The sequence below is a fragment of the Schumannella luteola genome, from assembly GCF_013408685.1.
GTDB classification, from domain to species: Bacteria; Actinomycetota; Actinomycetes; order Actinomycetales; family Microbacteriaceae; genus Schumannella; species Schumannella luteola.
In genome coordinates, this window is the sequence record NZ_JACBZY010000001.1 from 2,974,150 (window position 1) to 2,992,273 (window position 18,124).

At 72.6% G+C, this 18,124-nt stretch carries 19 protein-coding genes; 2 read left to right on the forward strand and 17 right to left on the reverse strand.

Annotation, left to right across the window (positions count from 1 at the left end; all coding sequences use genetic code 11):
- Window positions 1-5 precede the first annotated feature (5 nt).
- The 8 genes from gmk to pyrR are packed head-to-tail and all read right to left on the reverse strand — an operon-like array spanning window position 6 to window position 9,654.
- Window positions 6-935: a guanylate kinase gene (gene gmk / locus BJ979_RS13520; RefSeq protein WP_179568640.1), complete on the reverse strand. Its 930-nt coding sequence runs from the start codon at window positions 933-935 to the stop codon at window positions 6-8.
- Window positions 932-1,798 carry an orotidine-5'-phosphate decarboxylase gene (pyrF, locus tag BJ979_RS13525; RefSeq protein WP_179568641.1) on the reverse strand — a complete coding sequence of 289 codons (867 nt, stop codon included), beginning with the start codon at window positions 1,796-1,798 and terminating at the stop codon, window positions 932-934. Before pyrF ends, gmk begins: the two co-directional genes overlap by 4 nt.
- Complete coding sequence (gene carB, locus BJ979_RS13530; RefSeq protein ID WP_179568643.1) at window positions 1,791-5,102, reverse strand: carbamoyl-phosphate synthase large subunit; 3,312 nt, start codon at window positions 5,100-5,102, stop codon at window positions 1,791-1,793. Before carB ends, pyrF begins: the two co-directional genes overlap by 8 nt.
- Complete coding sequence (gene carA / locus BJ979_RS13535) at window positions 5,102-6,265, reverse strand: glutamine-hydrolyzing carbamoyl-phosphate synthase small subunit (protein WP_179568645.1); 1,164 nt, start codon at window positions 6,263-6,265, stop codon at window positions 5,102-5,104. The genes carB and carA overlap by 1 nt, the downstream gene beginning before the upstream one ends.
- Window positions 6,262-6,828 (reverse strand): PH-like domain-containing protein, encoded by a 567-nt coding sequence (locus BJ979_RS13540; RefSeq protein ID WP_179568647.1) that lies wholly within the window; start codon window positions 6,826-6,828, stop codon window positions 6,262-6,264. The genes carA and BJ979_RS13540 overlap by 4 nt, the downstream gene beginning before the upstream one ends.
- Window positions 6,825-8,135, reverse strand: coding sequence for a dihydroorotase (locus BJ979_RS13545; RefSeq protein ID WP_179568649.1), 1,311 nt, complete (start codon window positions 8,133-8,135; stop codon window positions 6,825-6,827). Before BJ979_RS13545 ends, BJ979_RS13540 begins: the two co-directional genes overlap by 4 nt.
- Window positions 8,132-9,085: an aspartate carbamoyltransferase catalytic subunit gene (locus BJ979_RS13550; RefSeq protein WP_179568651.1), complete on the reverse strand. Its 954-nt coding sequence runs from the start codon at window positions 9,083-9,085 to the stop codon at window positions 8,132-8,134. Before BJ979_RS13550 ends, BJ979_RS13545 begins: the two co-directional genes overlap by 4 nt.
- Window positions 9,082-9,654: a bifunctional pyr operon transcriptional regulator/uracil phosphoribosyltransferase PyrR gene (gene pyrR / locus BJ979_RS13555; RefSeq protein WP_179568653.1), complete on the reverse strand. Its 573-nt coding sequence runs from the start codon at window positions 9,652-9,654 to the stop codon at window positions 9,082-9,084. The genes BJ979_RS13550 and pyrR overlap by 4 nt, the downstream gene beginning before the upstream one ends.
- Before the next feature lie 179 nt (window positions 9,655-9,833).
- On the opposite strand from pyrR, the gene BJ979_RS13560 reads away from it, so the two are divergent.
- Complete coding sequence (locus tag BJ979_RS13560; protein WP_179568655.1) at window positions 9,834-10,277, forward strand: MarR family winged helix-turn-helix transcriptional regulator; 444 nt, start codon at window positions 9,834-9,836, stop codon at window positions 10,275-10,277.
- A gap of 130 nt (window positions 10,278-10,407) precedes the next feature.
- Here BJ979_RS13560 and nusB read toward each other — a convergent pair whose 3' ends face one another.
- Window positions 10,408-10,869 carry a transcription antitermination factor NusB gene (gene nusB / locus BJ979_RS13565; RefSeq protein WP_179568657.1) on the reverse strand — a complete coding sequence of 154 codons (462 nt, stop codon included), beginning with the start codon at window positions 10,867-10,869 and terminating at the stop codon, window positions 10,408-10,410.
- Window positions 10,866-11,429 (reverse strand): elongation factor P, encoded by a 564-nt coding sequence (gene efp, locus BJ979_RS13570; protein ID WP_179568659.1) that lies wholly within the window; start codon window positions 11,427-11,429, stop codon window positions 10,866-10,868. Before efp ends, nusB begins: the two co-directional genes overlap by 4 nt.
- A 123-nt stretch (window positions 11,430-11,552) precedes the next feature.
- On the opposite strand from efp, the gene BJ979_RS13575 reads away from it, so the two are divergent.
- On the forward strand, window positions 11,553-12,026 hold the full coding sequence (locus BJ979_RS13575; protein WP_179568661.1) for an NUDIX domain-containing protein: 474 nt from the start codon (window positions 11,553-11,555) through the stop codon (window positions 12,024-12,026).
- A gap of 70 nt (window positions 12,027-12,096) precedes the next feature.
- Here the strand turns inward: BJ979_RS13575 and BJ979_RS13580 are convergent, their stop codons facing one another.
- From BJ979_RS13580 to ruvX, 7 genes are all read right to left on the reverse strand, one after another.
- Complete coding sequence (locus BJ979_RS13580) at window positions 12,097-12,534, reverse strand: type II 3-dehydroquinate dehydratase (RefSeq protein ID WP_179568663.1); 438 nt, start codon at window positions 12,532-12,534, stop codon at window positions 12,097-12,099.
- Window positions 12,535-12,559: 25 nt separating this feature from the next.
- A complete protein-coding gene (aroB, locus tag BJ979_RS13585; RefSeq protein WP_179568664.1) occupies window positions 12,560-13,636 on the reverse strand; it encodes a 3-dehydroquinate synthase in 1,077 nt (358 codons plus the stop codon).
- Window positions 13,633-14,178: a shikimate kinase gene (locus BJ979_RS13590; RefSeq protein ID WP_179568665.1), complete on the reverse strand. Its 546-nt coding sequence runs from the start codon at window positions 14,176-14,178 to the stop codon at window positions 13,633-13,635. Before BJ979_RS13590 ends, aroB begins: the two co-directional genes overlap by 4 nt.
- A complete protein-coding gene (gene aroC, locus BJ979_RS13595) occupies window positions 14,175-15,374 on the reverse strand; it encodes a chorismate synthase (protein WP_179568666.1) in 1,200 nt (399 codons plus the stop codon). The genes BJ979_RS13590 and aroC overlap by 4 nt, the downstream gene beginning before the upstream one ends.
- Before the next feature lie 113 nt (window positions 15,375-15,487).
- Window positions 15,488-16,291, reverse strand: a complete 804-nt coding sequence (locus tag BJ979_RS13600) for a shikimate dehydrogenase (protein ID WP_343046703.1) — start codon at window positions 16,289-16,291, stop codon at window positions 15,488-15,490.
- On the reverse strand, window positions 16,284-17,633 hold the full coding sequence (mltG, locus tag BJ979_RS13605; RefSeq protein ID WP_343046704.1) for an endolytic transglycosylase MltG: 1,350 nt from the start codon (window positions 17,631-17,633) through the stop codon (window positions 16,284-16,286). The genes BJ979_RS13600 and mltG overlap by 8 nt, the downstream gene beginning before the upstream one ends.
- Window positions 17,634-17,635: 2 nt before the next feature.
- The gene (gene ruvX / locus BJ979_RS13610) at window positions 17,636-18,124 is read right to left on the reverse strand and encodes a Holliday junction resolvase RuvX (RefSeq protein WP_343046705.1); all 489 of its coding nucleotides are present in this window, start codon (window positions 18,122-18,124) and stop codon (window positions 17,636-17,638) included.

The following is an 18,124-nucleotide window of genomic DNA, read 5'->3' on the forward strand; positions in this document are numbered from 1 at the left end:
CGAGACTAGACCGCGCCGACGTCGAGCTGCGCCACGACCTCGGCGGCCGCACGGCCGACCTCGTCGTTGACGACCTCGACGTCGAACTCGCCGACCGCCGCGAGCTCGACCTTGGCGGTCTCGAGCCGACGTGCCTGCTCCTCCGAGCTCTCGGTGCCGCGGCCGATGAGGCGCCGCACGAGCTCCTCCCAGGTGGGCGGAGAGAGGAAGACCAGCAGCGCCTCGGGCATCGAGCGCTTCACGGCGCGGGCGCCCTGCAGGTCGATCTCGAGCAGCACGCTGCGTCCCGTAGCGAGGGCGGCGTCGATCGGTCCGCGCGGGGTGCCGTAGCGCGAGGCGTTGTGCACCGTCGCCCACTCGAGGAACTCGTCCTCGCCGATCATCCGGTCGAAGTCGGCGTCGCTGACGAAGTAGTAGTGCTCGCCCTCGACCTCGCCGGGGCGCGGGGCGCGGGTCGTCGCCGAGACGCTGAGCAGCACATCCGGGTACTGCTCGCGGATGTGGCGCGACACGGTGCCCTTGCCGACCGCGGTCGGTCCGGCGAGCACGACGAGACGGCCGGTGCGCTGGGCGAGCCCGCGCTCCTGCAGCCAGGTGCGCAGCTTGGTGCGCTGGCGCACACCGAGTCCGCCGACGCGCTTCGACGCGGCGATGCCGAGCTCGGCCATCGCACGGTCGGCGCGCAGCGGACCGACGCTCGGGATGCTGGTGAGCAGCTCGCGCACGCGCAGGCTCGCCTCGGGGATGCGCGCGTCGTCGCTCGCCCAGGCGGTCTCGGCGACGGCGAGCGGGCTGCGTCGGCGCTCGGCGACATCGCGCTTCACGACGGCGCGCGCACGGCGCGCCGCGACGGCGGCGCGGGCGGCGGCCACGCGGTCGACGTCGGGCGGATTGGTCGAGCTGCCGCGCGGTGCGGCGCCCTCGGTCTCGCTCATCGGCCCAGCTCCCGGGTCGCGGCGTCGAGACGCTCGCCGAGCTCGGCGAGCGGACCGGCCAGCAGCTCGCGCGACGAGGAGGCGAGCACCTGCGGGGCGGCGGCGCCGAAGATCGAGCGCACGTCGCCGAGCCGGGCGCCCTGCGCGCCGAAGCCGGGGGCGAGGACGGGCACCCCGGCCAGGTCGGCGGGCGCGATGCCGTAGTCGAGCAGTCGGACGGTGGCGCCGATGACGACGCCGACGTCGCCGAGCGAGCCGCGCTCCACTGCGCCCCGCGCCAGGGCGGCAGCCTCGGCGACGTTCGCGGCGGCGACCGTGCGGCCGCGGTGCTGACCCGCGCGGACCGTGGCGGTCTGCGCATCCCGCGCCTCGGGGTTGCTGGTCGCGGCGAGCACGAACACGCCCGCTCCCGCCTCCCCCGCCCGCCCGATCGCGCCGGCGAGCGAGCCGAAGCCGAGGTACGGGCTCAGGGTGACCGCGTCCGACGCGAAGGGCGCGTCGGCATCCACCCAGGCGGCCGAGTAGCCGTCCATGGTCGAGCCGATGTCGCCGCGCTTCGTGTCGGCGATCACGATCAGCTCGGCCGCCCGCGCCGCGGCGAGCACCTCGGCGAGAGCCGTGAGCCCCGCCGCGCCGTGCCGCTCGAAGAGCGCCACCTGCGGCTTGACGATGCCGACCCGGCCGGCGGCGCCCTCGACGGCGCGCAGACCGAAGTCGCGCACGCCGTCGGCGTCGTCCGCCAGGTCCCAGCCGGCGAGCAGGGCCGGATGCGGGTCGATGCCGAAGCACAGCCCGGTGCGCGCCGCGATCGCCGCGGCGAGCCGGTCGCCGAAGCGACCCCGCTCAGCGAGAGCCTCAGGCACCGGCGGCGACCTCCGCTCCGCGGGCGCGGTCGAGCGCGTAGTCCTGCAGGCTGCGCACCTCGATCGGCAGGTGGGCCTCGTCGAAGGTCGCCACCGCGGCGGCGAGCTGGGCGATCGAGGTGAAGAGCGGCTTGTCGTTCGCGACCGAGGCGGTGCGGATCTCGTAGCCGTCGGCGCGCGCGCTGCGGCCGCTCGGGGTGTTGATGATCAGGTCGACCTTGCCGGCGTTGATCAGCTCGACCACCGAGGGCTCGCCCTCGACGATCTCCTGACCCTGGAACCACTTGCGCACGGTCGTCGCGGGGATGCCGTTGCGCGCCAGCACCTCGGCGGTGCCGTCGGTCGCGAGGATCTCGAAGCCGAGCTGGTGCAGGCGCAGGATCGGCAGCACGACGGCGCGCTTGTCGCGGTCGGCCACCGAGACGAACACGGTGCCCTGCTCGGGCAGGCCGCCGTAGGAGGCGTCCTGGCTCTTCGCGAAGGCGCGCGGGAAGTCGCGGTCGATGCCCATGACCTCGCCGGTGGAGCGCATCTCCGGCCCCAGCACCGAATCGACGACGTGGCCCTCGACCGTGCGGAAGCGCTTGAACGGCAGCACGGCCTCCTTGACGGCGACCGGCGCATCCAGCGGCACCTGCGAGCCGTCGTGCGCGGGCAGCAGACCCGAGTCGACCAGCTGGCCGATCGTGCGGCCGACCATGATCAGCGACGCGGCCTTGGCGAGCGGGATGCCGAGCGCCTTCGAGACGAAGGGCACCGTGCGCGAGGCCCGCGGGTTGGCCTCGAGCACGTAGAGCACCCCGGCGCCGATCGCGAACTGCACGTTGAGCAGACCGCGCACGCCGATGCCCTCGGCGATCTTGCGCGTCGCCTCGATGACGCGCTGCTGCACGTCGCGGCCGAGCGTGACCGGGGGCAGGGTGCAGGCCGAGTCGCCGGAGTGCACGCCGGCCTCCTCGAGGTGCTCCATGATGCCGCCGATGTAGAGGCTCTCGCCGTCGAACAGCGCGTCGACGTCGATCTCGATCGCGTCGTCGAGGAAGCGGTCGACGAGCAGCGGCGAGCCGGGGCCGATGATGGCCTGGTCGCGCACGCGGTCGAAGTAGTCCTCGAGGTCGGGCGTCGAGTAGACGATCTCCATGCCGCGGCCGCCGAGCACGAAGCTGGGGCGCACGAGCACCGGGTAGCCGATCTCCTCGGCGACGCGCACGGCGCTCGGGGCGTCGGTCGCGGTGCCGTTGCGCGGCGCGAGCAGCCCGGCCTCGTCGAGGATGCGCGAGAACTCGCCGCGCTCCTCGGCCAGGTCGATCGCGGCGGGCGTGGTGCCGAGGATCGGCACGCCGGCCGCCTCGAGGCCCTTCGCGAGGCCGAGCGCGGTCTGGCCGCCGAGCTGCACGACGACGCCGACGAGCTCGCCCGACAGCGACTCCGCGTGGATGACCTCCAGCACGTCCTCGAGGGTGAGCGGCTCGAAGTAGAGCCGGTCGCTGGTGTCGTAGTCGGTCGACACCGTCTCGGGGTTGCAGTTGATCATGATCGTCTCGAAGCCGGCGTCGCTGAGCGCGAAGCTCGCGTGCACGCAGCTGTAGTCGAACTCGACGCCCTGGCCGATGCGGTTCGGGCCCGAGCCGAGGATGACGACCTTGCGGCGGTCGCTCGGCGCGATCTCGGTCTCGAGGTCGTAGCTCGAGTAGTGGTACGGCGTCAGGGCCGGGAACTCGCCGGCGCAGGTGTCGACCGTCTTGTAGACGGGGCGCACGCCGAGCTGCCAGCGCAGGTTGCGCACCTCCTGCTCGGTGAGACCGCGCAGCTCGGCGATCTGGGCATCGCTGAAGCCGTGGTCCTTGGCGAGCACGAACAGGTCGGCGTCGAGCTTGCCGAGGCCCGCGATGCGGTCGGCGACCTCGTTGATGAGAACGATCTGGTCGAGGAACCACGGGTCGATCGCGGTGGCGTCGAACACCTCCTCGATCGTCGCGCCGGCACGGAAGGCCTGCTGCACCGTGACGATGCGGCCGTCGGTCGGGGTCTTCGCCTTCTCGAGCAGCGCCGACTTCGAGCCGGGCTCGCCCTGCCAGTGGAAGCTCGATCCGCGCTTCTCGAGCGAGCGGAGCGCCTTCTGCAGCGCGGTCGAGTAGTTGCGACCGATGGCCATCGCCTCGCCGACGCTCTTCATCGTCGTGGTGAGCGTCGCATCCGCCGAGGGGAACTTCTCGAAGGCGAAGCGCGGCACCTTGACGACGATGTAGTCGAGCGTGGGCTCGAAGCTCGCCGGCGTGACCTGGGTGATGTCGTTCGGGATCTCGTCGAGGCGGTAGCCGAGAGCGAGCTTCGCGGCGATCTTCGCGATCGGGAAGCCGGTGGCCTTCGACGCGAGCGCGCTCGAGCGCGAGACGCGCGGGTTCATCTCGATCACGATGATGCGGCCGTTGGTCGGGTCGATCGCGAACTGGATGTTGCAGCCGCCGGTGTCGACGCCCACCCGGCGGATGATGTCGATGCCGATGTCGCGCAGCTTCTGGTACTCGCGGTCGGTCAGCGTGAGCGCCGGCGCGACGGTGATCGAGTCGCCCGTGTGCACGCCGACCGGGTCGACGTTCTCGATCGAGCAGACCACGACGGTGTTGTCGTGCGTGTCGCGCATGAGCTCGAGCTCGTACTCCTTCCAGCCGAGGATCGACTCCTCGAGGAGCACCTCGGTGGTCGGCGACTGGTGCAGGCCGTCGGTGACCATGCGGATGAGCTCGGGCTCGTCGTAGGCGAAGCCGGAGCCGAGGCCGCCCATCGTGAAGGAGGGGCGCACGACCAGCGGGTAGCCGAGGTCGGCGGCGCCGGCGATGGCCTCGTCGACCGTGTGCACGATGTGGCTGCGGGCCACGTCGGCGCCCGACTCGAGAACGAGCTCCTTGAAGAGCTGGCGGTCCTCGCCGCGCTGGATCGCATTCACCTTGGCGCCGATGAGCTCGACGCCGTGCTTGGCGAGGATGCCCTCCGCGTCGAGCGCGATGGCCGCATTGAGGGCGGTCTGCCCGCCGAGCGTCGGGAGAACCGCGTCGGGCTTCTCCTTGACGATGATCGCCTCGAGCGCCTCGGTCGTGATCGGCTCGATGTAGGTCGCGTCGGCGAAGTCGGGGTCGGTCATGATCGTCGCCGGATTCGGGTTGACGAGGATGACGCGCACCCCCTCGGCGCGCAGCACGCGGCACGCCTGGGTGCCGGAGTAGTCGAACTCGGCGGCCTGGCCGATGACGATCGGGCCGGACCCGATGACGAGGACGCTGTTGATGTCGTCGCGCTTGGGCATTACTGCTGGGCTCCCTGGCTGGCCTGGTGGGCGAGCACGAGCTCGCGGAAACGATCGAAGAGGTAGTCGGAGTCGTGCGGGCCCGCCGCCGCCTCCGGGTGGTACTGCACCGAGAACGCGGGGATGTCGAGCGCGCGGAGGCCCTCGACGACCTGGTCGTTGAGGCCGACGTGGCTGACCTCGACGCGGCCGAAGCCGGCCGGGCTGTCGTGCACGCCCTCGACCGGCGCATCCACCGCGAAGCCGTGGTTCTGCGCCGTGATCTCGACCCGGCCGGTGGCCTTGTCGAGCACGGGCTGGTTGATGCCGCGGTGGCCGAAGGGCAGCTTGTAGGTGCCGAAGCCGAGCGCGCGGCCGAGCAGCTGGTTGCCGAAGCAGATGCCGAAGAACGGCAGCCCCTCGCGCAGCACGCCCTGCAGCAGCTCGACGTGGGCGCCCGAGGCCTCCGGGTCTCCGGGGCCGTTCGAGTAGAAGACCGCGACCGGCTCGATCGCGAGCACCTCGGCGAGCGTCGACGACTGCGGCATGACGTGCACGTCGAAGCCGCGCTCGGAGAGGCGGTTGACCGTGGCCTGCTTGACACCGAGGTCGAGCACGGCGAGGGCGCCGAGGCTCGTCTCCCCCTCGGCGACGACGGCCGGGGTGACCTGGGTCTCGCTGACCGAGACCTCGCCGGAGAGGTTGAGGCCGCGCATGTCGCGGCCGGCGCGCACGGCGGCGAGCTGCTCCTCGGGGTCGAGCTTCGCGTCCTCCCCCGAGAACACGCCGGCGCGCAGGGCGCCGACCTCGCGGATGCGGCGGGTCAGCGCGCGGGTGTCGATGCCCGAGATGCCGACGATGCCGTCCTTGACGAGGTCGTCGTCGAGGCTGCGCGTGGCGCGGAAGTTCGAGACCACGCGACTGGGGTCGCGCACGACGTAGCCGGCGACCCAGATGCGTCGCGACTCGGGGTCTTCGTCGTTGACGCCGGTGTTGCCGATGTGCGGCGCGGTCTGCACCACGATCTGGCCGGCGTAGCTGGGGTCGGTCAGCGTCTCCTGGTAGCCGGTCATGCCGGTCGTGAAGACGGCCTCGCCCAGGGTGCGGCCTCGGGCGCCGTAGGCGCGGCCGGTGTAGCGGGTGCCGTCTTCGAGGACGAGGACGGCGGGGTCGGCGGAGGTCATGCGGACTCCTTCGGGGCGGGGGCGGACACGGCGTCGGCGGGCTGCGCCGCGGTCGCCGTGTCGGCGGGGGTCGGAGCGTCGGCGAGGGCCGGCGCGATTTCATGCAGCGCGGCGAGCAGAGCGGCGGGCTCCTCGCTGCGCAGGTAGGTGTCGACGTCGTCGCCGGCGAGCGTCCAGCCGAGCAGCACGAGGCCGTCGCGCTCGACGACGCGGTCGATCGTCCAGGTGGCGCGGCCGGCGCCGCGCAGCGCCTCGGCGGCGATCCAGCGGGCCGGCGATCCGGCGAGCTCGAGCAGCACGCCGCGCGCGTGGACCGTCACCGTGCCGCGGGCGCGGAAGCCGAGGCCGGCGACGTGGATGCGGTCGTAAGGGTCGCCGGCGCGGGTCGTCGCGACGTAGAGCAGGTCGTCGCTCAGCAGCTCGGCGCCGAGGTCGGCGGGAACCGCCTCCACGCTGTCGAGGCCGGCCTGACCGCGGGCACGACGGCGCCAGGCGAGGATGCCGAGCACGATCACGACGACGAAGCCGACGAGCACGATCGCCCAGATGAGCTCGCGGGTCACGCGGGCGCCACCTCCTCGGCCGGCAGCAGCGCGCCGTCGAGCACGGTCGGGCGGCCGTCGTGCACGACGGCGACCACGCGGCCCGGCAGCGAGCGGCCCAGGAACGGGGAGTTGACGCTCTTGCCGTGCAGACGGGCGAGGTCGAAGTCGCCGCGCGCGGCCGCATCCACCAGCGTGATGTTCGCCGGACTGCCGACCGCCAGGGGCGCGCCGTAGCCGGCCACGCGGCCGATCTGCGCGGGCGTCGTCGAGAGCACCCGGGCGACGCCGGCCCAGTCGAGCAGACCGGTCTCGACCATCGACTCCTGCACGACGGCGAGAGCCGACTCGAGGCCGACCATGCCGACCGCGGCCTCCGGCCAGGCGCACTCCTTGGCTTCGGCCGGATGCGGCGCGTGGTCGGTCGCGACGATGTCGATCGTGCCGTCGGCGAGGGCGGCGCGCAGGGCGAGCACATCCTCTTCGCGGCGCAGCGGCGGATTGACCTTGTAGCGCGGGTCGTAGGTGGATGCCAGCTGCTCGGTGAGCAGCAGGTGGTGCGGCGTGACCTCGGCGGTCACGTCGATGCCGCGGGCCTTCGCCCAGCGCACGATGTCGACGCTGCCGGCCGTGGAGACGTGGCAGATGTGCAGGCGCGCGCCCACGTGCTGGGCGAGCAGCACGTCGCGGGCGATGATCGACTCCTCGGCGACGGCGGGCCAGCCGGCCAGGCCGAGCTCGCTGCTCAGCGCGCCCTCGTTCATCTGGGCGCCCTCGGTGAGCCGGGGCTCCTGCGCGTGCTGCGCGACGACGCCGTCGAAGGTCTTCACGTACTCGAGCGCGCGGCGCAGCAGCAACGCGTCGGAGACGCACTTGCCGTCGTCGCTGAACACGCGCACGGCGGCTCGCGAGCCGGCCATCGCGCCGATCTCGCTGAGGCGCTCCCCCGCGAGGCCGACCGTGACGGCGCCGACCGGGCGCACCGTGGCGTAGCCGTGCTGGGCGCCGAGCGAGGCGACCTGCTCGACGACGCCGGCCGTGTCCTGCACGGGCAGCGTGTTGGCCATGGCGTGCACGACCGTGAAGCCGCCGGCGGCGGCCGCGCGGGTTCCGGTGAGCACGGTCTCGCTCTGCTCGAAGCCCGGCTCGCGCAGGTGGGTGTGCAGGTCGACGAGACCCGGCAGCGCCTGCAGCCCGTCGGCGTCGATCACGCGGGCGCCGTCGGCGGCGAGGCCGGAGCCCGACTCGACGATCACGCCGTCGCGCACGCGCAGATCGGCGCGCGATCCGTCGAGCAGCGTGGCAGAGGTGATGAGGAGATGCGTCATGCGTCCGTCCCGTCGTTTCCCGAGAGCACCAGGTAGAGCACCGCCATCCGTATCGACACCCCGTTCGTGACCTGGTCGAGCACGACCGAGCGGGCCGAGTCGGCCGCGGCCGAGCTGATCTCGAGGCCGCGGTTCATGGGGCCGGGATGCAGCACCATCGTATCCGCGTCGAGACGGGCGAAGCGCTCCGCCGAGAGACCCCACTCGCGCGCGTACTCGCGCTCGTTGGGGAAGAAGCCGCTCGTCATGCGCTCGGCCTGCACGCGCAGCATCATCAGCGCGTCCGGCTTGGCCGCGATCGCGGCATCCAGGTCGTGGCTCGCGGTCACCGGCCAGGAGTCGATCGCGCCCGGCAGCAGCGTCGCCGGGGCGACGAGCGCGACCTCGGCGCCGAGCGTCGTCAGCAGCCAGACGTTCGAGCGGGCGACGCGCGAGTGCACGATGTCGCCGACGATCGTGACTTCGACGCCGTCGAGGTCGCGGCCGCGCGAGGCCGCGCCGTGCAGGCGCTTGCGGATCGAGTAGGCGTCGAGCAGACCCTGCGTCGGGTGCTCGTGGGTGCCGTCTCCCGCGTTGACGACGGCGGCGTCGATCCAGCCGCTGCCGGCGAGCGTCGCCGCGGCGCCGGACGCCGAGTGCCGCAGCACCACCGCATCCATGCCCATCGCCGCGATCGTCTGCGCCGTGTCCTTGAGGCTCTCGCCCTTCGAGACGCTCGAGCCCTTCGCGCTGAAGGTGATGACCTCGGCGCTGAGCCGCTTCGCCGCGGCCTCGAAGGAGAGCCGGGTGCGGGTCGAGTCCTCGAAGAACAGGTTCGCGACGGTCTTGCCGCGCAGGGCCGGCAGCTTCGGCACGGCGCGCTGCGCGACATCCGCCATGTCCTCGGCGAGGTCGAGGATGCGCACCGCCGTCGTGCGGTCGAGGTCGCGGGTGGAGAGCAGGTGCCTCATCGCGCTCCCCCGTTCGCGGCCTCGTCGCCGACAGCCGCACCGCCCTCGATCGCGACCGCGTCGTCGCCGTCGATCTCGGTCAGGCGCACGTTGACGCGCTCGGCGGCGGCGCTCGGCAGGTTCTTGCCCACGAAGTCGGCGCGGATCGGCAGCTCGCGGTGCCCGCGGTCGACCAGCACGGCGAGGCGCACGGCGCGCGGACGCCCGAGGTCGCCGATCGCGTCGAGCGCGGCGCGGATCGTGCGGCCCGAGTAGAGCACGTCGTCGACCAGCACGACCGTGCGGCCGTCGATGCCCGACTCGGGGATGCGCGTCGGCCGCGGCGTGCGCGTCGGGTGCCGGTCGAGATCGTCGCGGTACATCGTCACGTCGAGCGCGCCGACGGGGATGTCTCGCTGCTCGAGCGAGCCGATGATGCCGGCGATGCGCTCGGCGAGCATGACACCCCGCGTGGGGATGCCGAGGAGGACGAGATCGTCGGAGCCTCGATTGCTCTCGAGGATCTCGTGCGAGATGCGGGTCAGCGCCCGCTGAATGTCAGCCTGCTGCAGCACGAGGCGCACAGCCATCCTGACCTCCTTCCCCGCCTCTCTGGACGGAATTTAAAGGATGTCGAAACCGGCGACGAGCCTAGCAGTCGCGCGGCGCTGCCTCGACCTGACACGGATTCGCCACACAGCGCCTAGGGTCGGACCAGGACGCCGCAGCGGGGGCCGCGGGCGTCGGCGGAACAGCTCAGGGGAGAGCGATGAGCACGATCACAACGGGATTTCCGGTCGGCGACGACATCGAGGTCGCGCACGCGCTCGCCCTCGCGGTCGGCCGGGTCAATCGGCGCATGCAGCGCGCCGGCGGGTCCCTCAACCACGCCCATCTCTCGGCGATGGCGACGCTGGTGCGCGACGGGCCGCTGCGCCTCGGCGAGCTCGCCGGCCGCGAGCAGGTGTCGGCGCCGTCGATGACCCGCACGGTCACCGAGCTCGAGTCGCGCCAGCTCGTGCAGCGCCGACCGGATATCCGCGACGGCCGCTCGGTCATCGTCGAGATCACCGAGCACGGCAGTTCGACCGTGCAGCGGGCGCGCAGCGAGCGCGCGGGCATCCTGGCCGACCTGCTCGACCGACTGGATGCGGATCAGCGTCGCGCCCTCACGGGCGCCCTGCCGGCGCTGCAGCGGCTCGCCGAGATCTGAGCTCGGCACCGATCGGCGCGAACGGGCGACTCCCCCGGGCCCGGCCCGGGAACGACGACGCCCGCACCGCCGGACGGATCCGGGGAGCGGGCGGGGTCGGTGCGGGCGATGATCGCGTCGGACGACGCGATCAGTCCTGATCGTCGCCGACCGGCAGCTCGATGTGCGGCGCGGCCTCCGGCTTCGGCAGGCGGGCGATCGCCGCGAGCAGGCCGTTGAGGAACCCGGCCGAGTCGTCCGTGCTGTGCACGGTCGCCGACTCGACGGCCTCCGAGATGGCGACCGCGTCGGGCACCTCGGCGTTGTAGAGGATCTCCCACGCGCCGACGCGCGCGATCGCGCGGTCGAGCACCGGCATCCGATCGAGGGTCCAGCCCTGGGCGTTCTCGCTGATCAGACGATCGATCGCGGTCTGGTTGTCGGCGACGCCTTCGACGATCTGGCGGGCGTACTCCCACGAGGCGCGACGGTCGGGCTCGTCGAGCGCACGGGTCGCCTCCTCGCCGAGCAGCTGCCAGATCGGCAGCTCGCGCAGGTCGGCGCCGTAGAGGATGTCGACCGCGCGCTTGCGGGCCTTGCTGCGGGCGCTCACTCGGTGACGCGGCCCAGGTAGTCGCCGTTGCGGGTGTCGACCTTGACCTTGGTGCCGGTGTTGAGGAACAGCGGCACCTGGATCTCGTGGCCGGTCTCGAGGGTGGCGGGCTTCGTTCCGGCGCTCGAGCGGTCGCCCTGCAGGCCGGGTTCGGTGTAGGTGACCTCGAGCACGACCGAGGCGGGCAGCTCGATGTAGAGCGGCGAGCCGTCGTTGCTCGCGACCGTGACGGTCTGGTTCTCGAGCATGTAGTTGGCGGCGTCGCCGACGGTGGCGGCCGGGATGGTGATCTGGTCGTAGTCGCTCAGATCCATGAAGACGAAGTCGGCGCCGTCCTTGTACAGGTACTGGAAGTCGCGGCGGTCGATCGTCGAGAACTCGATCTTGGTGCCGGCGTTGAAGGTGCGGTCGACGACCTTGCCGCTGAGGGCGTTCTTGAGCTTGGTGCGCACGAAGGCGCCGCCCTTGCCCGGCTTGACGTGCTGGAACTCGATCACGCTCCACAGCCCGCCGTCGATGCTGAGGACGCTGCCGTTCTTGATGTCGTTCGTGGTGGCCATGGTGTGGGTTCTCCAGTCGGTTCCGTCGCGTGGGCGCCCGTCCCGGTCAGCCGGGGAATCGCCCGGATGATCCTACCTGGCGGCGCGCCGGCCCCCGACAGGCAGGGCCCCTAGGGTCGGAGGATGCCCCTCTCGCCGTACGTGCTCGGGATCCGCGAGCGGATCGGTCACGACCTGCTCTACCTGCCGGGCGTCTCCGCCGTGATCGAGCGCGACGGCAGCTACCTGCTCGCCCGCACCCCCGGCGACGACCGCTGGGGCATCGTCGGCGGCGGCATGGAGCCGGTCGAGGAGCCCGTCGACGCCCTGCGCCGCGAGGTGCGTGAGGAGCTCGGCATCGAGATCGTCGTCGGCGAGCTGCTCGGCGCCTACGGCGGCGAGTCGCTCGTCTTCGAGTACCCGAACGGCGACGTGGTGAGCTACGCGACCATGGCCTGGTCGTGCGCCCTGCCCGACGGCGTGACGGATGCGCAGCTGCGGATCGAGCGCGAGGAGCTCACCGAGGTCGCCTGGCTGACGCCCGAGCGCTTCCTCGCCGAGCCGCACCACCTCTGGGCCGAGCGGATGATCCGCGACGACCTCGCTCGGCGGGCGTGAACCGCGGCCTCGGATCACTGAGCCGCGGAGACCCGGAGACGCCGGCTGAGGCGGATCGGGCCGAGACGGACTAGGCCGCGGCGCCGATCGCCCGCAGCGCGAGCGTGTAGCTGTCGAAGCCGAAGCCGGCGATCACGCCGGTCGCGATGCCCGAGACGACGGAGCGGTGCCGGAACTCCTCGCGCGCGTGCGGGTTCGAGATGTGCACCTCGACCAGCTTCTGGCCCGCCTTCGTGACGAGCGCGGCCGCATCACGCAGGCCGTAGCTGTAGTGCGTGAACGCGGCGGGGTTGAGGATGACGTCGTTCTGCGCATCCACCGCCTCGTGCAGCCAGTGGATGAGCTCGCCCTCGTCGTCGGTCTGCCGCAGATCGATCTCGACCCCGTCGGCGGCGAGATCGGTCAGCAGCACGCGCAGCGCCGAGAGGTCCTGGTTGCCGTAGACGTCGGGTTCGCGGCTGCCGAGCCGGCCCAGGTTCGGTCCGTTGAGCACGAGCACGCGGGTCATGGGGTCAACCGTAGCGACAGCCGGCTCAGGCCGAGATCTCGGAGTACGCCGCGAACAGCAGGTGCTCCTCGGGCCCGTTGAGCACGGCCGGCTTGCCGATCGCGTCGAGCACGATGAAGCGCAGCATGCCGGCGCGGGCCTTCTTGTCGCGCTGCATCGTGGCGAGCAGCGTCTTCCAGCGGCCCAGCGGGTAGGTCGAGGGCAGCGACAGCAGGTCGAGGATGCGGCGGGTGCGGTCGACCGCCTCGTCGTCGAGTCCGCGAGTGAGGCGCGACAGCTCGGCGGCGAACACCATGCCGATCGCGACCGCGGCGCCGTGACGCCACTGGTAGCGCTCGGCGTGCTCGATCGCGTGGCCGAGGGTGTGACCGTAGTTGAGGATCTCGCGCAGCCCCTGCTCGGTGAAGTCCTCGCCGACGACGCGCGCCTTCACGCCGATCGCCAGCTCGACGAGCCGGCGCAGCACGGGCGAGGTCGGGTCGGTCGCGGCGTCGACGTCGGCCTCGATGAGGTCGAGGATCTCGGGCTCGGCGATGAAGCCGGCCTTGACGATCTCGGCGAAGCCGGCGAGCAGCTCGTTGCGCGGCAGCGTGTCGAGCCAGGCGAGGTCGACGATGACCTGCGCGGGCGCGTGGAAGGCGCCGACGAGGTTCTTGCCCTCGGCCGTGTTGATGCCGGTCTTGCCGCCGACCGCCGCATCCACCATGCCGAGGATCGACGTCGGGATCTGCACGACTTTCAGGCCGCGCAGCCAGGTCGCGGCGACGAAGCCGGCCAGGTCGGTCGTCGCTCCCCCGCCGAGGCCGATGACAGCGTCGCTGCGGGTGAAGTCGGTCTGACCCATGACCTGCCAGCAGAAGGCGGCGACCTCGACGCGCTTCGCGGCCTCGGCATCCGGCACCTCGGCCAGGTAGACCTCGAAGCGCTCGGAGAGCTGGGCGCGCAGGGCCTCGGCCTTCGCTCCGAGGGTCGGCGCGTGCACGACGAGCACCTTGCGCACGCCGGCGCCGAGCGCCTCGGGGATGAGCGCGTCGAGGTCGCGGCCGACGACGATGTCGTAGCCGGGGGTGCCGGCGACGGGGATGCGGGTGGCGTCGGTCATGACGGGGTCCTTCCGGTCTGCGCGGCGCCGGTCTCAGTGCGCCACCAGTCGGCGAGCTCCGCCGCGAGGTGGTCGATCGGGCGCGAGGAGGTGTCGATGCGGTGCCGCGCGAGCGCCTCGTAGATCGGGCGGCGCGATTCGGCGATGCGAATCCAGTCGTCGACGCCGCCGCGCACGAGCGGGCGCTTGCCGTTCGCGATGCGGGCCTCGACGGCCTCGGGCGTGGTCCAGAGCAGCACGACGCGCTCGGTCTCGAGCAGGGCGCGGGTCTGCTCGTCGAGCACGGCTCCTCCCCCGAGCGACACGACGCCGCCGGCCGCGATCGCGCCGGCCACCGCATCGCGCTCGAGGGCGCGGAAGTGCGGCTCGCCGTGCGTGTCGAAGAGCTCGGCGATCGGGCCGTGCTCGGCGACGACGATCTTGTCGGTGTCGGCGAAGGGCACACCGATCAGCTTGGCGACGCGCTTGCCGAGGCGGGTCTTGCCCGAGCCCATCGGTCCGATGAGCACGAGCTCGGCGCGGGGAGCCGGCTCCGCCGTCATCCCTCGATCGTCGCCGTGCGCAGCGCCTCCGGGATCGCGGCGAGGTAGCCCTCGAGGTTGCGCTTCGTCTCGGCGACCGAGTCGCCGCCGAACTTCTCGAGCACGGCGTCGGCCACGACGAGCGCGACCATCGCCTCGGCCACGACGCCCGCCGCGGGCACGGCGCAGACGTCGGAGCGCTGGTGGTGCGCGGCCGCGGCCTCGCCCGTGCTGACGTCGACCGTGCGCAGCGAGTGCGGCACGGTCGCGATCGGCTTCATGCCGGCGCGCACGCGCAGCACGGTGCCGGTCGACATGCCGCCCTCGGTGCCGCCCGCCCGGTCGCTGACGCGCTCGATCGAGTCGTCGCCGACGACGAGCTCGTCGTGCGCGGCCGAGCCGCGACGGCGGGTCGTCTCGAAGCCGTCGCCGACCTCGACGCCCTTGATGGCCTGGATGCCCATGAGCGCGCCGGCGAGGCGCGCGTCGAGGCGGCGGTCGCCGTGCACGTAGCTGCCGAGTCCCGGCGGAACGCCGTAGGCGAGCACCTCGACGACGCCGCCGAGCGTGTCGCCCTCCTTGTGCGCATCATCCACCTCGGCGACCATCCGCTCGCTCGTGACGGGATCGAAGCAGCGCAGCGGGTCGGCGTCGAGCGCGGCGACGTCGTCGGGGCGCGGCAGCGGCGCGCCATCGGGCACGCGCACGGGGCCGATCGCGAGGGTGTGGCTGACCAGGCGGATGCCGAGCTCGGCCAGGAAGGAGCGAGCGACGGCGCCGAGGGCGACGCGGGCGGCGGTCTCGCGGGCGCTCGCGCGCTCGAGCACCGGACGGGCCTCGTCGAAGCCGTACTTCTGCATGCCGACGAGGTCGGCGTGACCCGGGCGCGGGCGGGTGAGCGCGGCGCCGCGGCCGGTCTCGAAGACGCTCGGGTCGACCGGCTCGGGGCTCATCACCTGAGTCCACTTGGGCCACTCGGTGTTGCCGATGCGCAGGGCGACCGGGCTGCCCATCGACAGCCCGTGACGCACGCCGCCGGAGAGGTTCAGCTCATCCGCCTCGAACTTCATGCGCGCGCCGCGGCCGTAGCCGAGCTTGCGTCGGGCCAGGTCGGCCCGGATGTCGTCGAGCGACACCGGCACCCCGGCCGGCAGGCCCTCGAGGATGGCCAGCAGTTCGGGGCCGTGGGACTCGCCCGCGGTCAACCAGCGCAGCATGCGATCAGAACTCCATCAGTGCGGCAGACGCGATTTCACCGGCCCGGCGATCGACGCGCGGGCACGCGCTCGATCCTCCCACAGCCGGGGCGGGGCGGCCGACGGGCGCCGTGCTAGCGGTCGACGGCGGCCCGCATCGTGGCGAGCACGGCGGGCTCGTCGGGCAGCGGCACGCTCGGGTCTCCCGTGCGGAAGATGCGGATCTGCCGCACGGCCTGGTGCAGCAGCATGCCGAGTCCGTGCACGAGCGTGCCCCCGGCCTCCTGCCAGCGCGCCGCGAGCGGCGTCGGCCAGGGGTGGTAGACGACGTCGAGCAGCAGCTGCTCGCCGCGCAGCGGCGGGACCGCGACGGGGATGTCGGCGCCGCCGGGGATCGTGCTGACCACCAGGTCGGCGGCGGCGAGGTCGGCGCGATCGAGGGTGACGACCTCGGCGCCGCCGGCGTCGGCGACGCGCTCCGGTGCGCGGGCCGCCAGCACGACCTCGGCGCCGAACTCGTGACCGGCCGCGACGGCGCTGCGGGCGGTCGCGCCGCCGCCGAGCACGAGCACGCGGCGCGGGTCCGCTCCCCCGGCCTCGCGCACCGCATCCACGATCCCTGCGACGTCGGTGTTGAAGACGCGCGGTCCCGCGGGCGTGAGCAGCAGGGTGTTGGCCTGGCCTGTCGCGCGGGCGACCGGGTCGACGTCGTCGACCAGCTCGATCAGCCGGCGCTTGAGCGGCATGGTCAGCGAGAGGCCGAGCCACTCCGGGCCGAGCCCGGCGAGGAATCCCTCGAGCCCGTCCTCGGTGACCTCGTGCCGGTCGTAGTTCCAGTCGAGCCCGAGCACCGCGTACGCGGCCCGATGCATCGCGGGCGACTGCGAGTGCCCGATCGGCGAGCCCAGCACGGCGAGATGCCGCACCGGTTCAGGCACAGTAGGCCTTGTTCTCGTCGCTCTGGCGGCACCAGGCCTGCCACTCCTTGACCGCCGCATCGTGCTCGGCGATCGTCGTCGAGAAGCGGGTCTCGCCCGTCTTGAGGTTCACGGCGACGAAGTAGAGCCAGGGCCCGGCGGTCGGATGCAGCGCCGAGTCGATCGCGTCGGCGCCCGGCAGCCCGATCGGCCCGATCGGCAAGCCGTCGTTCGCGTAGGTGTTGTACTTGTTGCTCGCGTCGCCGCGCTCGGCGCCCGTGGTCGTCACGCGGTCGGTGTGCCCGGTGCCGTAGGCGACGGTCGCATCGGACTGCAGACGCATCCCCTTGTCGAGGCGGTTCTCGAACACCCGCGCGATCTTGTGCATGTCATCCACGCTCGGACCCGACTCGCGCTGCACGATCGACGCGAGCGTCACGACCTTGAAGCGGTCAGCGGGTGCGACCCCGGCCTTGTCGAGCCGGGCGTTCATCTCGGCGACGAGCTTCGCCAGCACGTCGTGGGCGGTCACGCCCGGGTCGAAGGTGTACGTCGCCGGGAACAGGAAGCCCTCGATGCTCGGCGCCTCGGCCGGCACGCCGAGCGCCACGTAGTCCTTCGCCGCCGCCTGGAAGTCGGCGACCGGGATGCCGGTGCCGGCCGACAGCTGCTCGTACGCCGCCTCGGCGCTGAAGCCCTCGGGGATCAGCACGGTGTTCTGCACCCGGTTCTTCGGATCCTGCAGCGCCGCGAGAGCCGACTTCGCGCTCATCTGCTTCTTGAGCTTGTAGTTGCCGGGCTCGAAGGAGACGTCGGGGCTCTTGAGCAGCAGGCGGTAGAACGCCGTGTAGGTCTTGGTGACGCCGGCCTTGGTCAGCGTCGTCGCGACATCCGAGCCGATCTGACCCGACTGGATGGCGATGGTCACCTCGCCGGTGCCCTCGCCCTCGTAGTCGGTGGGCTCGCCGATGCCGAGCACGGCGTTGATGCGTTCGCCGTACTGGTTGTAGATCACGGCGCCGGTCACCCCGACGCCCGCGATGAAGACGAGCAGCACGACGAGCAGGGCGATGCGGCGACGACGACGGGTGCGGCGGCGCTGCTGCTCGCGCGGCGTCAGCGGCTCGCTGCCGCGCCGCCCGCGACGACCGGCGGGTGCGGAGGCCGGCTGCTGCGGGATCTGCCCCGTGCGCGCCTCCTCGGCGGCGGCGGCGACGCCGATACGCGGTGCTGGGGCGTGCTGCTCGACGCGCTCCGGTCGGGCGGGCTCGGACTGGTCGCCGGGCTGGAAGATGTCATCCCAACTCGGCTCGCCCGGTGCGGGGCGGCGGGCGTCGTCGTGCGGTCCGGGCTCGTGCGACACGGTCAGCTTCCTTCCGGGGGCACCGGGGATCCCGGCACTCGGCCCGACGCGCGTTCGGCGTCGAGCGCGGTCTGCAGGATGATAACAGCGGCCGCCTGGTCGACGACGGGCCGCTGCTTGCGGGCCTTCTTGCCGCTCTCGCGCAGCTGACGCTGGGCGGTGACGGTCGACATCCGCTCGTCGACCAGCACCACGGGGATGCCGGAGCCGCCGTCCGGGCTGGTGACGGACGCGAGCGCGGTCGCGATCTCGGCCGCCAGAGCGCGCGCGTCGTCGGTCGACGGCGTGTCGGCTCCCGAGAGCGAGAGCGGCAGCCCGACGACGACCTCGATCGGCGTGTACTCGTCGACGATCGCCCGCAGCGCCGCGACCGTGCGCTCGTCGCGCGGCACGGTCTCGACGGGCGTCGCGATCAGCCCGTCGAGATCGCAGGTGGCCACGCCGACGCGCGCCCGCCCGACGTCGATGCCGAGCCGACGGCCACGACGCAC